The following is a 14,039-nucleotide window of genomic DNA, read 5'->3' as shown; positions in this document are numbered from 1 at the left end:
TTACTCCTTCGTTTTCTTTCCTTCTAATACTGTTTGAATAATAATTAATACAACTCCAATACATAATGCTGAGTCAGCTATATTGAATACTGGATAGTTGTACGAGAAAATATACACGTGAATGAAATCCACTACTTCTTGTCTAAATACACGATCAATAAAATTGCCAATTGCTCCGCCTAAAATGAGACCTAGTGAAATACCTAGAAGTTTGTCCGTTTTTGCATATTTTTTCATATAAAATACGATAAATACTACGAAAACAACTGTAATAATGTAGAAGAACCACATTTTATTTTCTAAAATACCCCAGGCAGCTCCTCTATTTCGATGTGATGTTATGTATAATACATTATCGATAATCGGAATGCTCGTACCCAATTCCATGTTCTTTACAATTAGCCACTTCGATATTTGATCGATGGCAATGACAAATAACGCTATTACATAATATATCATTTTCATTTCCCCCATAAAGACAGTGTACCTCAAAATTTTAGCATAGCTGCTATCTTTTCACAATGAACCTTTATAGAAGAATAAAATAAATTAAAAAAAGGTAATATAATATCGTTGTGCGTATTCATACATTTATACATTTACCTTTTCATAGAAAAATTCATGAATCGTACGAGCAGTCGGCATTGTTTTCATTTGTTTTGTAGGAATCACTCTTCCCGTTTCTTCACAAATACCATACATATCTATTTCCATTTTAAACAATGCACGTTCTACATCTTTTAAATCCTCTTTTATATCATGTAATAGCATTTTTTTCTTTATCTCTTCCTTAACTTCATATCCAAGCTCCCCGCTAAACTCTGTATCATATTTGTGCATGACTTCTTTAGCTAGTCTCTCTTGCAACTCTTTTCTCATCAATTGCAATTCTTCTTTTATTTCCATGTAAATTTCATTCACGTGTACATTCCTCCCAGCTGCAATGTACAATTAGTGTGTCCGAAATTCTCATGCTTACCTCACACACATTTTTCCTTCATACGGAAAGAGAGTGGAAATTATTTCAATATACCGTTAATAATAAAAAACTGACTGCACCTTACGCGCAGTCAGTTTTTTATTATTTTACATAATTTTCTTTAACAACTGCTGCACAACGCTCACATAATGTTTCATGTTCTGCATCTTTACCAATTGTTTCTGAAACAACCCAACAACGTTCACACGTTTCACCAGTTGCTTGAGCAACAACAACCGCTGTATGTTCATACTTAGGCGCATCTGCTGGCGCTTCTTCCATCAGACCACCAAGCTTATACTCAGAAACGATGAATAATTGCTTTAAGTCTTCGCTAATAGACTCTAACATAGCTTTCATTTCTGCAGTTGGATATAGCGTAATGCTTGCATTTAATGACTTACCAATTACTTTCTCATTACGAGCTACTTCTAACGCTTTTAAAACGTCATCACGCAGTGTCATAAATGCGTCCCATTTCACTTTTAATGCTTCTGCACCATCTACTTCTACAGCGTCTGGCATATTAGTTAACTGTACGCTTTCTTCTTCTGCACCAGGAACATATGGCCATACTTCATCAGCTGTATGCGGTAAGATTGGCGTTACAAGTTTCGTTAATGCAACAAGAACATCATATAATACTGTTTGAATCGCGCGGCGATCTTCGTGATTTGCACCTTCAATGTATAAAATGTCTTTTGCAAAGTCTAAGTAGAATGAACTTAAATCGATTGTACAGAAGTTATGAATTGCATGATATACAGCAGCAAAGTCATATGTTTCATATGATTCTTTTACTTTTGTAATTAAGTCATTTAATTTCACTAACATGTAACGATCTACTTCACGAAGTTCAGCTACCGCTACTGTATTTTCACTTGGCTTAAAGTCATCTAAGTTTCCTAATAAGAAACGGAATGTGTTACGGATTTTACGATACACTTCTGCTACTTGTTTTAAAATATCATCTGAAATACGTACATCAGATTGATAGTCAACAGAAGATACCCATAAGCGTAAAATGTCTCCGCCTAATTGATCCATAATTTTCTTCGGTACGACGATGTTTCCAATCGACTTACTCATTTTACGTCCTTCACCATCTAATACGAAACCATGGCTTAGTACGCCTTTATATGGAGCTTTACCTGTTACAGCAACCGCTGTTGATAATGAAGAGTTGAACCAACCACGATATTGGTCAGATCCTTCTAAATATAAGTCTGCTGGACGTTGTAAGTCTTCGCGCTCTTCTAATACCGCTTGGTGAGAAGAACCTGAATCGAACCATACATCCATGATGTCTGTTTCTTTACGGAATTCACCATTTGGGCTACCTGGATGTGTAAATCCTTCTGGTAATAGATCTTTCGCTTCACGCTCGAACCATACGTTAGAACCGTGTTCACGGAATAAATCTGCCACATGATTAATTGTTTCATCCGTAATAATTGGCTCACCATTCTCAGCATAGAATACAGGAATTGGCACACCCCATGCACGCTGACGAGAAATACACCAGTCACCACGGTCACGAACCATATTATGAAGACGAGTTTCTCCCCATGCTGGTACCCATTTTGTTTCCGCTACAGCTTCTATTAATTCTTTACGGAACGCTTCAATAGATGCAAACCACTGTGCTGTCGCACGGAAAATAATTGGTTTTTTCGTTCTCCAATCATGTGGGTATGAATGCGTAATGAATGTTAGTTTCAGTAACGCGCCTACTTCTTCTAATTTTTCTGTAATTGGCTTGTTAGCTTTATCATAGAATAAGCCTTCAAATCCAGGTGCTTCATTTGTTAATACACCTTTATCATCAACTGGGCAAAGTACTTCTAATCCATACTTTTTACCAACAACGAAGTCATCTTCCCCGTGTCCTGGTGCTGTATGAACACAACCTGTACCTGCATCTGTTGTTACATGATCTCCTAGCATAACTAAAGAGTCACGATCGTAGAATGGATGTTTTGCAACTGTGTACTCAAGTTCGCTACCTTTTACTGTTTTCACAACTTCAGCATTTTCCCACTCTAACGTTTTTGCAACTGTCTCAAACAGCTCAGAAGCAATGATATATTTCTCATCATTTACTTTTACAATGCTATATTCAAGCTCTGGATGAACAGAAATACCTAAGTTCGCTGGTAACGTCCAAGGTGTTGTTGTCCAAATGATAAATTTCTCATCACCTTCTAATACGTTCTTTCCGTCTTTTACAGGGAATGCTACGTAAATAGATGCTGATTTTTTATCTTGATATTCAATTTCAGCTTCTGCTAAAGCAGATTCACTCGTTGGAGACCAGTAAACTGGCTTTTGCCCTTTATAGATATAACCTTTTTTCGCCATGTCACCAAACACTTTAATTTGTTGTGCTTCATAAGCTGGCTCTAAAGTAATATATGGATTATCCCAATCTGCACGTACACCTAAACGCTTAAATTGTTCACGTTGACGTTCTACTTGCTCATATGCATACTCTGCACATAACTTACGGAACTCAGCAACTGTCATTTCTTTACGTTTTACACCTTTATTTGTTAAAGCTTGTTCAATTGGTAAACCGTGCGTATCCCAACCTGGTACATACGGTGCACTGAAACCAGTCATTGATTTATAGCGAACAATAAAGTCTTTCAATACTTTATTTAATGCATGTCCCATATGAATGTCACCATTCGCATATGGAGGTCCATCATGCAATACAAATAAAGGACGACCTTTTGTATGTTCTTGTACTTTTTCATAAATGTTCATTTCAGCCCATTTTTCTTGCATTGCAGGCTCACGTTTTGGTAAATTCCCACGCATTGGGAACTCTGTTTTTGGCATTAGTAATGTATTTTTGTACTCCATGCTCAATTCCTCCTTACATGTATAAAAGAAAGACCTAAAAAACGGAATAAAAAAGAGACTTTCTCATCCCAAAAAGGGACGAGAAAGTCTCCCGCGGTACCACCCTAGTAGATCCTATACATATGTATAAAATCCTCTTTATATTCTTAACGCGAATATACGCCTACGCTTACTCCATTTGTTCAGCGCGGAACTCCAGGGTGATATTCCCATATCTCCTTATCCTGAGCTTACACCATCCTCAGTTCGCTATATAAGGTATGAAAAAGGTACTTATCCCTATCTTCGTTTTTCTTAATAAATATGTTGTTTAAAATTATATGTAATAATGAGAAAAACGTCAAGCTTACACTGTTTCTTCTTTTTTCAACAGCTCATCTACTTCGTCTTCTAACTCAATTAACTTGTCCCAATCATCGTTGTTTAACATTTCAAGTTGTGTTTCTAATAACATACGGAAACGAGTTCGGAATACTTTCGCTTGTTTCTTCAACTCTTCAATATCAAAAGCAACTTTTCTTGATTTCACTAACGCTTCGTTAATGATACGATCTGCATTTTTTTCTGCTTCGCGTACAATTAATTTCGCTTCTTTTTGTGCATTACGCTTCACTTCTTCAGCAGCTTCTTGTGCGACAATGATAGATTTGTTCAGCGTATCTTCAATATTAGAAAAATGATCTAACTTTCCTTCTAATTGTGCAACCTTTTCTTCTAAAGCTTTTTTCTCACGAATGACTAATTCATAATCTTTGATAATTTGATCAAGAAACTCATTTACTTGATCTTCATCATAGCCACGGAATCCGCGACCAAATTCTTTGTTATGAATGTCTAATGGTGTTAACGGCACAACGCCACCTCCAAGTAGTTATCTAAATTTCCTCTTTCAATTATATCTTTTCTTCGACAAAATAGGAGGATTTCCTTCTAAAAAACCAATCATTTTAGTATACCATACAAAATTCTCCATTTGTCGCGTTTTGTTCTACCTTCTACAGAAAATAATTTACTTCGTCCATACCCTCTCACTGAAAAAACATCTCCTGGATAACATTCATAAGAAGTTTGTTCCACTGTTTTCCAATTGACTTTTACTAAACCATTTTTTATTAAAGGTTGTATTTTCTGTCTGGATATATGTAACATTTCAGCTAACATAACATCTAAACGAAGTGAAGAAACCGTTCCAGATTTCTCTCCCCACGTTTCATTAATTTGGAGAATTTGTTCTCCTAGCACTGATGATAAGGAGACTTTTACTTTCCCTATTGATTGTAAGTTTATCTCAATATACGATACGATTTCTTTTGCAACTACAATTTGGGCACGATTTTCTTGAAGCAAAATATCACCACATTTTTCTCTCGTCAAACCAAGTGACATAAATGTACCTAATATTTGCCTATGCTCTAGCGTATAAAACTTGGAAGGATAGTCAATTTCTAATACTTCTAGTTGAAATTCTTCATCATTTAATTCTAGATAGTCTGGATAAATGAGTGCTCTTTTACGCTCCGCATGAGGCGTTGCACCATCGAATTGCACAGCAACATCTCCTTGTCCTATTACCATAGAGACAATTTGTTGCTGTCTTGGATCAAGGAAATCTGTTAATTTCACTTGATGGTACTCCGCCGTTCGCTTCCACTCTAACACTTTATCCACAAAGACCTCTTCATCAGGTCTGAAGTGTTCATAAATGCTCATGTATTTAACCTCTTACTATAAGAAATAGCCGAACAAACTGAACAAACCAATTTTAGCAAGTTTTAACGCAAAAATCGCAACAAGTGGAGAAATATCAATCATACCAAGCGGCGGAATAAATCTGCGAAATGGTTCTAAATACGGTTCACAAATACGCGCCAGGAAATCACCGAAAGATGATTCCTTTGCACCAGGAAACCATGATAGGAGAATATAAATAATAAGTGCCCACGAGTAAATCTCGAAAGCATAATTTAACACCATTAAAACTGTTGTCATGGCGTATTACCACCTCTTTATATTTGTTTCTTCTTCTTCACCGAATAACTCTGAAATTGCACCAACAATATCTACATTTTCAGGTGTACACATAAATGTTTTCGGTCCTATTTTTTGAATATCCCCGCCTATAGCGTATACAGTACCACTTAAAAAGTCAACGATACGTACTGCTTGATCAGTAGACATTCTTTGCAAATTAATTACAACAGCTCGTCTACCCTTTAAATGGTCCGCAATCCCTTGTGCTTCCGAATATGTGCGTGGTTCTAATAAAACAACTTTTGAAGATTGCTTTGCCGTTTCAATGCTCACAACATTTTGTTTCGTTTGCGCTTTTGGAAACGTAACATCTTGTTGTTCTGGCGGATCTTGCTGTTTCTTCATGTCTGTTTGCTCCTTTTCATAGCTATATTGAGCTGCTTCTTTTTCTTCTGGTGTATCAAAAAAGAAGTATTTTACTTTTGACCAACTCATAATAAGATTCTCCTTCCTTTTACGCTTTTCCTACTAAAATCGTTCCCAAACGAATATATGTAGCACCTTCTTCAATTGCAATCGTGTAGTCATTGGACATTCCCATAGATAATTCTTCACATGGTGCATATGACAATTCTAGCCCCTGCACCTCTGATTGTAGCATGCGTAATTCTTTAAAACAGCGCCTGATTTCTTCCTCTTCTTCTGTAAATGGAGCCATTGTCATTAATCCAACCACTTCAATCTTATCCAATTCTTGCAAACTTTGAATAAAAGGAACAATTTCTTCTATTACCAATCCTTGCTTGGACTCTTCAGAGGATGTTTTCACTTGGATAAAACATTTCACTTTCTTATCAGCACGTTTTTGAATTTCTTTCGCAAGCGAAAGACGATCTAATGAATGTAAATAATCAATTTCATTAATGATTTCTTTTACTTTTCTCGTTTGTAATGAGCCAATAAAATGCCAATTTACTTTTGAACCGAAATGTTCGTATTTCTGTAAGAAACCTTCATTTCTATTTTCACCTAAATCAATAATTCCGGCTTCAATTACTTCGTTTGTTTTTTCAATTCCTACAGTTTTTGTAACTGCAACGAGTTTAATATCTTGCAACGAACGTCCAGCTCGTGCGCAAGCTTCTTTAATAGCTTCATTTACAGTTACTAAATTTTCTTGCACTGTCATTTTTTTCCTTCCCCCTTAAAACCTATGAAACTCAACATTCTTCCTGTCTTTCCTTGATCACGACGATGAGAGAAAAATAGTTGTTCTTCACAGCTTGTACAAAGAGATGACATTACAATATGCTCTTCTTTTATGCCTGCTTGTACACATAATATACGATTAATTTCTTTTAAATTAATTGCGTACTGCCCATCAGAAATTTTTTCATACGGGACAGACCCGTTTACTACTTGCTGTGCTGCAGTTAATACTCTATCATCAACAACATAACAACAAGACCCTATTGCCGGTCCGATCGCAACATGAATTTCATCACTTGAAATCCCTTCTGCATTCCATTTTTGAATCATTTCATTTGCAATCTCTTTTACGGTCCCTTTCCACCCAGCATGCGCCAGTCCTATCATACCATGTGATGGTGCATAAAAATAGAGTGGAACACAATCCGCGTAACAAGACGTTAAAAGAACATCTTTACTAGTCGTATAAATGCCATCTGTTTTTGAAATGCCATCCTCATATGAATAGACGCCACTTCCTTTTTCTTGTTGTCCTACTTTTTCAACATGGTGATCATGGACTTGTTCAGAGCAAATCCAGTTTTCCAATGGTTTTTGTAACTTATTTGCTAAAATGCGTCTGTTTTCATGAACGTTCTCCGCAATATCATTCACATGTAACCCTAAATTCATCGCATGAAAGGAGCCCGTACTTATCCCACCATCTTTTGTCGTAAATCCAGCAGTAATGTTTCCAAGTTCTTTCCACGCTTGTAAATACAGTATACCGTCCACATATTTAAATGGTTCTCTCATAACACAGCGGCTGCTACTAAAAATATAGACAAATGTTTATTCTTAGAGTATTCCTGCTTCTCCGTGTCCTGTCTCGCCACTCACTCGCTACTGCAGTTTACTGTAACACTCCACAGGCGTAAATTCCGATGTAGCCCACCGTATATACAATCTATTTACGTTAGTATTGTATATTCTTTTGCTTGTAAAAGGTTGTTCGCTGCGTTCAAATCCCTATCCATTGCATTACCACATTCACATTCATATACCCGGTCAGATAATTTTAAATCTGCTTTCTTTTGACCACAATAGGAGCACAACTTTGAAGATGGATAAAATCGGTCTACTTGACGTAATTCAATTCCATATTCCTCACATTTCGTCAAAAGCCACGTTTTAAAATTATAAAAAGACTGCTTGGAAATTGCTTTAGATAGATGTTTATTCTTCAGCATATCTCTTACATTCAAATCTTCCACTGTAATAAACGTTGGCTTGGTTTTCACCACATTCGTTACAATAGACTTTACATACTCTAGTCGAATATTCGCTAATCGAGCATGCAGCTTTTGCACCCTAAGAACATTTTTATCTATATTCGCTCTTTTAATAGTAACAGATTTTCCACCTCTCTTTTTTAGATTTTCATATTTTCGCGATAAAGAGCGTTGTTCACGTTTTAACCGTTTTTCTATCTTTTTTACTTTTACTGTTTTATTTATATTTTTGTGAGTCTTTCCATCACTACGTACAGCGAAATCCTTCAACCCTAAATCAATCCCTAGACCTATATTATTCAATATTGGTTTTACCCTTACTTCTTCTCTTTCACAAAGTACAGATACAAAATATTTTCCTGCTCTTTGATATACTACGCCACTTTTTACAGTTGCATCTTTAGGGATATATCCATATTCTTTTAACCTTATCCAACCAATTGTAGGGATTTTTACTCTATGCCTTTCTACTGTCCAATCTGTTTTGTTGTTTTTAGGAAAATAGCACTTCACATCTTGCTTCTTCTTTTTCTTATATCGTGGAAATTTAGATAAACCTTTAAAAAATCGCTTAAAAGCTTTATCCCCGTTCATAATAGCTTGTTTTACAGCTTTACTGGATACTTCTTTTATCCACTGATCACATTCTTTTGTATGGACATTGTTCAACCATTTAGAAAAGTCATACCCACCTAGAAACTTTCCTTCGGCTTCATACAGCTCTTTGTTTTTAGAGATATACAGGTTGTAAACATACCTACACACACCAATCGTCTGATTTATTTGGGTTATTTGTTCTTTTGTCGGATGGATTTCTATTAGATATGCTCTTTTCATACAGCTTTATCCTCCGATATTTTCTTTTTATACTTCCTTAACCCATAAATTCTACAACTAAATACATGAACGATAGATAGTAAGTCTTGAATAATCTCTTTCTGTAGAGATTATTTTTGTATATTTTATATAACTGTATTTAGCTCCTTTTTAATTAAAATAACAGAAAAAAGCATGGTACTTCCTGTCTATTTTACCATACTTTTATTTTTTCATAATACGAACAGAAAAAAAAGAGGAATTTGTAATATTCTTTATGAAATTGTCGGTGTTTGTATTGATTCTGTTACAGAATTAACAGGATTTACTCTTACAAGTATGACATCTTCTCCAATTTTCATGATTTCCTCCCAAGGAATTACAATTTCTATGTCTTTTCCAAAAATCCCTAGCATACGTGCCTGTTTGGAAATAATAATAGACCCAATCTTACCGGTATTCATATCAATTTCAATATCTCCAATATTCCCTAGCCTTTTTCCATCTGAAATATTTATAACATCCTTCATCTGTAACTCTGAAATTCGTATCACTTTCATCCTCTCCCTTATATGGTGAATTGGAAGTACACAGATCACTGCTTCTCACATGAACAGGACTCACCCTCTACTAAAATCCATATTATTTTTCATTATATGAACACTGCATACCTACTATGAGTGCAAATAAAAAGGTCTCACCATAACTGGTGAGAACCTTATCCTTGAATCGTTTTATTCATTTGTTTAATAGCTGATTTCTCTAAACGTGATACTTGCGCTTGGGAAATTCCAATTTCTTCCGCAACTTCCATTTGTGTCTTTCCTTGAAAGAAACGTTTTCGAATAATCATTTTCTCTCGATCATTTAAACGCTTCATCCCTTCTTTTAGCGCTAATTCTTCAACCCACTGCTCGTCCTTTTGTTTTTCATCACTTAACTGATCCATAACAAAGATAGGATCTCCCCCATCGTTATAAATTGGCTCAAATAATGAAACTGGATCTTGAATCGCATCTAAAGCAAAAACAATTTCTTCATGAGTCACTTCAAGAACTTTTGCAATATCCATTGCTGTCGGTTCTTTCGAGTTTTCTGCAATCAACTTTTCTCTTACTTGCAACGCTTTATACGCAATATCTCGTAATGATCGAGATACGCGAATTGGATTATTATCACGCAAATATCTGCGTATTTCCCCAATAATCATCGGCACAGCATACGTTGAAAATTTTACATTTTGGCCCAAATCAAAGTTATCAATGGATTTCATAAGTCCGATGCAACCAACTTGAAATAAATCGTCAACATATTCTCCTCTGTTATTAAATCTTTGGATGACGCTCAGTACAAGACGTAAGTTTCCATTCACTAATTTCTCTCTTGCGCTTATCTCTCCACTTTGCATTTCACGAAATAATTTACGCATCTCTTCATTTTTTAGTACTGGAAGTTTAGCTGTATCAACACCGCAAATTTCTACTTTGTTTCTCGTCAAAGTGTTCCCTCCTATCGGGAGTTGCTGTACAGTGTAAAGTATTTCCTTTGAAGGGGATTTTATGCATGCGGTTTTCTCTTCATTTTTCATTTTAGTTATCTATCCTCATACAGCTAAATAGAATAAGACCAGCCTAGATAACGGCTGGTCTTATTCTTTACACCATTTTATTAAATTCTTTTCGTAATCTTTTTATGATTCTTTTTTCTAAACGCGAAATGTATGACTGTGAAATCCCAAGCATATCCGCCACATCTTTTTGCGTCTTTTCCTCTTCCCCAGCAAGCCCAAACCTAAGTTCCATAATTTGTTTTTCACGATCATTTAATTGGTGCAATGCCTTCATTAGTAGATGACGATCCACAGTGGCTTCCAGATCTTTTGTAATAATATCATCATCCGTACCTAATACATCTGATAACAACAATTCATTCCCATCCCAATCAATGTTAAGTGGTTCATCAAAAGAAACTTCTGAACGATTTTTATTATTTCGACGCAAATGCATTAAAATCTCATTTTCTATACAACGAGATGCATAAGTTGCTAATTTTATTTTCTTTTCTGGATTAAATGTATTGACCGCTTTAATAAGACCAATTGTTCCTATGCTAATCAAATCTTCAATATTTATCCCTGTATTTTCAAACTTTCTTGCTATATATACAACTAGCCGTAAGTTACGTTCAATAAGTAATGACCTTGCCGCTTGATCTCCTTTTGGCAATTTATTCAAAAGAACTTCCTCTTCTTCTTTCGTTAATGGTGGTGGCAACGCTTCACTTCCACCAATGTAATAAATTTCATCGGTCTTAATTCCTAATTTCAGCAATACTTTATACCAAAGGTATACTAAATAAAATTTTAATTTCATCATATTATCCCGCCCTCTCATAATTAAGCAATTACCATCTTTTGTGAAATCAACATTTTCGGATGCACAATGCATTGGTACTCTCCGTTGGTAGACAATTGTTGTGTATTTAAACCAATTAATACTTTGTTTACAACAATAGAACTACCTTCATGATCAACTTGCACACTATCTGGCTTAATTGCCCATAAAAATTGATTATCGACTCCAACTGCTCGGAAAGGAATTAAGCGTAATTTTGTCGCCCATCCAGAATCATTTTCTGGTATTTGAGGAATTTCTGTTTTGGAATAAATTTGTTCTGTTAACCAAACTGGTAAACAATACTCTAATGATGAAATATGCATAATCATAACTGGTGTTTTTGTTAACGGATCGTAAAGCTGATTTCCACTATCAATTAAACCTGCTAGTTCTAATTCTTCTTCCCCTACTCGAATCTTCACTTTCACAATTTGATCATAGTGTATTTTCGTAACCTCTACGCTTTCAATACGCTTTTTAGAAAAATAATAAATCACTGGAAAACCAAAAATAACAAACAACCAACTAATTGGATCACCGTAAGAAATTGATTGAGATTGAACCAATCCATTTACCATTTCATTCGTTTGCAAAAAGAAATGAGTTCCAATTAATCCTCCGCCAACCATAAAGGTTACAAAGTAAAACGTAAAAACAGTCTGTGTATAATTTCTAAACGTTGTAAACCCAAATGCCGTATACACAATAAGTAACGAGTACAGTAATTTCATAATTGGATGTGTCATCATAGAAGCAAAAGGAGTAAAGGCAAAAATAACAATGGTTGAACCTATAAATGCCCCTAACACAAGCCTCCATCTCTTGATCTTCTTTTTTAACACGGTAGCCGTTAATAAAAGTAAAAGAAAATCAATGCAGGCGTTTAACAACCAAACAATGTCGGCGTAAACAACCAAACAATTCACCTCTTTTTTTGAGTTGAGACTAGTATAATGCATATCCAATAGGAAAGTGTGTCAATTTGCGGAGGTGTTTTTTTGTTATTTTGTGATTTCTAGACATAATCTGTCGGTAAAAAATAAAAGTATAGTTTCATAGAGTGATATAATTTTATTTTTTATCAACAGATCGACTGAACTATATGTAACCAAAGTTAAATATCCTTTACTTACACCTATGAAGCGAAACTTTAATCAGTGGGTTTTGTTCATCCGAACTGAGTATTTGCCTTCACCAAGCGGGCTTTTATGGGCAATTATCTCCCACCTAATTTCCTCGCAATCGCCGAATCTTGAGGTGAGAGTCTTACTGCCCGCAAATAGCGGGATAAATTGAAATATGCGAAATAAAAAAAGACCTACTTAGTAGATCTTTTCCATTTAGAAAACAAAAAAAGGAGCATGGAAGCTCCTTTTTTTATCGTCTACGACGGTTACGTAAAAATGCTGGAATATCGATATCATCTGAATCTGAATGACGCTCATGTACAACCGGCTCTTCACGCTTCATTTCACGTTTTACTTCACGTTGTTTTGAAGGTTGAGCTACTGGTTGTTGTGTATGATTCGCAGTCGGACGGATAATTGGTTTTGGTGGCTGCGTCGCAGCGCTATCATCAAAACCAGTTGCAATTACAGTTACAACGATATCATCTTTTAATCCTTCATTAATAACAGAACCAAAAATCATATTTACTTCTGGATCCGAAGCTGAAGCCACAATGTCTGCTGCTTCTTGTACTTCGTATAAGCTTAAGTTAGCTCCACCCGTAATATTCATAATAACACCTTGAGCTCCATCAATAGATGTTTCTAGTAATGGACTAGAAATCGCTTTTTTCGCAGCTTCAGCAGCACGATTTTCCCCATTACCAGAACCGATACCCATTAAAGCAGAGCCTCTATTAGACATGATTGTCTTTACGTCTGCAAAGTCTAAGTTAATTAAACCTGGTGTTGCAATTAAATCAGAAATACCTTGAACACCTTGACGTAATACGTTATCTGCTTCACGGAACGCTTCTAACATCGGCGTATTTTTATCAACAATCTCTAATAAACGATCGTTTGGAATTACAATTAACGTATCTACATTTTCTTTAAATGCCGCAATACCAGATGCTGCTTGCGTTGCACGCTTACGTCCTTCAAATGTAAATGGACGTGTTACAACACCAACTGTTAACGCACCTAATTCTTTTGCAACTTGAGCAACAACCGGAGCTGCACCAGTTCCAGTTCCGCCGCCCATACCAGCTGTTACAAAGACCATATCCGCACCACGAAGTGCTTCTTGGATCTGCTCTTTACTTTCTTCCGCAGCTTTTTTCCCTACTTCAGGGTTTGCGCCTGCACCAAGTCCACGCGTTAATTTTCCACCAATTTGCATTTTCGTTTCAGCTTTTGATAGATTTAATGCTTGTGCATCAGTATTCACAGCGATAAAGTCTACACCTTGTACACCGTGTTCAATCATACGGTTTACAGCATTGTTTCCGCCACCGCCGACACCGATAACTTTTATATTCGCTAATTGATCTTGAGTAGTATCAAACTCTAACATGTCGAA

The 14,039-nt window shown here is 35.8% G+C and carries 15 protein-coding genes, 1 pseudogene and 1 other annotated feature; all 16 genes and pseudogenes read right to left on the bottom strand.

What is annotated here, in order from left to right:
• Positions 1-459: a lipoprotein signal peptidase LspA gene (lspA, locus tag COC96_RS18490; protein WP_000642182.1), complete on the bottom strand. Its 459-nt coding sequence runs from the start codon at positions 457-459 to the stop codon at positions 1-3.
• 132 nt (positions 460-591) lie between these two features.
• Entirely contained in the window at positions 592-921 is a 330-nt protein-coding gene (locus COC96_RS18485) for a molecular chaperone DnaK (protein WP_098267883.1), read from the bottom strand.
• 160 nt (positions 922-1,081) lie between these two features.
• Positions 1,082-3,847, bottom strand: coding sequence for an isoleucine--tRNA ligase (gene ileS2, locus COC96_RS18480; protein WP_098267884.1), 2,766 nt, complete (start codon positions 3,845-3,847; stop codon positions 1,082-1,084).
• Positions 3,848-3,918: 71 nt separating this feature from the next.
• Positions 3,919-4,142: a binding site (T-box leader), on the bottom strand.
• A 51-nt stretch (positions 4,143-4,193) separates the two neighbouring features.
• Positions 4,194-4,700, bottom strand: a complete 507-nt coding sequence (gene divIVA / locus COC96_RS18475) for a septum site-determining protein DivIVA (RefSeq protein ID WP_001131609.1) — start codon at positions 4,698-4,700, stop codon at positions 4,194-4,196.
• 89 nt (positions 4,701-4,789) lie between these two features.
• Entirely contained in the window at positions 4,790-5,557 is a 768-nt protein-coding gene (locus COC96_RS18470; protein ID WP_098267885.1) for a YlmH family RNA-binding protein, read from the bottom strand.
• Between the two features lie 15 nt (positions 5,558-5,572).
• Positions 5,573-5,836, bottom strand: coding sequence for a YggT family protein (locus COC96_RS18465; RefSeq protein WP_097904416.1), 264 nt, complete (start codon positions 5,834-5,836; stop codon positions 5,573-5,575).
• 6 nt (positions 5,837-5,842) lie between these two features.
• Positions 5,843-6,313 carry a cell division protein SepF gene (locus COC96_RS18460; protein ID WP_097904417.1) on the bottom strand — a complete coding sequence of 157 codons (471 nt, stop codon included), beginning with the start codon at positions 6,311-6,313 and terminating at the stop codon, positions 5,843-5,845.
• 19 nt (positions 6,314-6,332) lie between these two features.
• On the bottom strand, positions 6,333-7,007 hold the full coding sequence (locus COC96_RS18455; protein WP_098769129.1) for a YggS family pyridoxal phosphate-dependent enzyme: 675 nt from the start codon (positions 7,005-7,007) through the stop codon (positions 6,333-6,335).
• Positions 7,004-7,822: a peptidoglycan editing factor PgeF gene (gene pgeF / locus COC96_RS18450; protein ID WP_098769128.1), complete on the bottom strand. Its 819-nt coding sequence runs from the start codon at positions 7,820-7,822 to the stop codon at positions 7,004-7,006. Before pgeF ends, COC96_RS18455 begins: the two co-directional genes overlap by 4 nt.
• A gap of 155 nt (positions 7,823-7,977) precedes the next feature.
• Positions 7,978-9,135, bottom strand: a complete 1,158-nt coding sequence (locus tag COC96_RS18440) for an RNA-guided endonuclease InsQ/TnpB family protein (protein ID WP_071713200.1) — start codon at positions 9,133-9,135, stop codon at positions 7,978-7,980.
• Positions 9,132-9,245 (bottom strand): annotated as a pseudogene (locus tag COC96_RS28100) (IS607 family transposase); the annotation flags it as partial. The pseudogene COC96_RS28100 and the gene COC96_RS18440, both read right to left, overlap by 4 nt.
• Before the next feature lie 144 nt (positions 9,246-9,389).
• Positions 9,390-9,674, bottom strand: coding sequence for a YlmC/YmxH family sporulation protein (locus COC96_RS18435; RefSeq protein ID WP_098267888.1), 285 nt, complete (start codon positions 9,672-9,674; stop codon positions 9,390-9,392).
• Between the two features lie 158 nt (positions 9,675-9,832).
• Positions 9,833-10,612, bottom strand: a complete 780-nt coding sequence (gene sigG, locus COC96_RS18430; RefSeq protein WP_000197755.1) for an RNA polymerase sporulation sigma factor SigG — start codon at positions 10,610-10,612, stop codon at positions 9,833-9,835.
• 157 nt (positions 10,613-10,769) lie between these two features.
• Positions 10,770-11,489: an RNA polymerase sporulation sigma factor SigE gene (gene sigE, locus COC96_RS18425; protein WP_000976947.1), complete on the bottom strand. Its 720-nt coding sequence runs from the start codon at positions 11,487-11,489 to the stop codon at positions 10,770-10,772.
• Between the two features lie 20 nt (positions 11,490-11,509).
• Complete coding sequence (gene spoIIGA, locus COC96_RS18420; RefSeq protein WP_141436416.1) at positions 11,510-12,427, bottom strand: sigma-E processing peptidase SpoIIGA; 918 nt, start codon at positions 12,425-12,427, stop codon at positions 11,510-11,512.
• Positions 12,428-12,887: 460 nt separating this feature from the next.
• On the bottom strand, positions 12,888-14,033 hold the full coding sequence (gene ftsZ, locus COC96_RS18415; RefSeq protein WP_097904422.1) for a cell division protein FtsZ: 1,146 nt from the start codon (positions 14,031-14,033) through the stop codon (positions 12,888-12,890).
• Positions 14,034-14,039 lie beyond the last annotated feature (6 nt).

The sequence above is a fragment of the Bacillus cereus genome (genome assembly GCF_002577405.1).
In the GTDB taxonomy this organism is placed as follows: domain Bacteria; phylum Bacillota; class Bacilli; order Bacillales; family Bacillaceae_G; genus Bacillus_A; species Bacillus_A cereus_AU.
This window is presented reverse-complemented; position numbering and strand designations above follow the sequence as displayed.

Excerpts from the sequence above, each read along its gene's own strand:
- pgeF (WP_098769128.1), bottom strand. The coding sequence starts at position 7,822 with ATGAGAGAACCATTTAAATATGTGGACGGTATACTGTATTTACAAGCG.
- sigE (WP_000976947.1), bottom strand. The coding sequence starts at position 11,489 with ATGATGAAATTAAAATTTTATTTAGTATACCTTTGGTATAAAGTATTG.
- COC96_RS18435 (WP_098267888.1), bottom strand. The coding sequence starts at position 9,674 with ATGAAAGTGATACGAATTTCAGAGTTACAGATGAAGGATGTTATAAAT.
- COC96_RS18455 (WP_098769129.1), bottom strand. The coding sequence starts at position 7,007 with ATGACAGTGCAAGAAAATTTAGTAACTGTAAATGAAGCTATTAAAGAA.
- ftsZ (WP_097904422.1), bottom strand. The coding sequence starts at position 14,033 with ATGTTAGAGTTTGATACTACTCAAGATCAATTAGCGAATATAAAAGTT.
- COC96_RS18440 (WP_071713200.1), bottom strand. The coding sequence starts at position 9,135 with ATGAAAAGAGCATATCTAATAGAAATCCATCCGACAAAAGAACAAATA.
- COC96_RS18470 (WP_098267885.1), bottom strand. The coding sequence starts at position 5,557 with ATGAGCATTTATGAACACTTCAGACCTGATGAAGAGGTCTTTGTGGAT.
- lspA (WP_000642182.1), bottom strand. The coding sequence starts at position 459 with ATGATATATTATGTAATAGCGTTATTTGTCATTGCCATCGATCAAATA.
- ileS2 (WP_098267884.1), bottom strand. The coding sequence starts at position 3,847 with ATGGAGTACAAAAATACATTACTAATGCCAAAAACAGAGTTCCCAATG.
- COC96_RS18465 (WP_097904416.1), bottom strand. The coding sequence starts at position 5,836 with ATGACAACAGTTTTAATGGTGTTAAATTATGCTTTCGAGATTTACTCG.
- COC96_RS18460 (WP_097904417.1), bottom strand. The coding sequence starts at position 6,313 with ATGAGTTGGTCAAAAGTAAAATACTTCTTTTTTGATACACCAGAAGAA.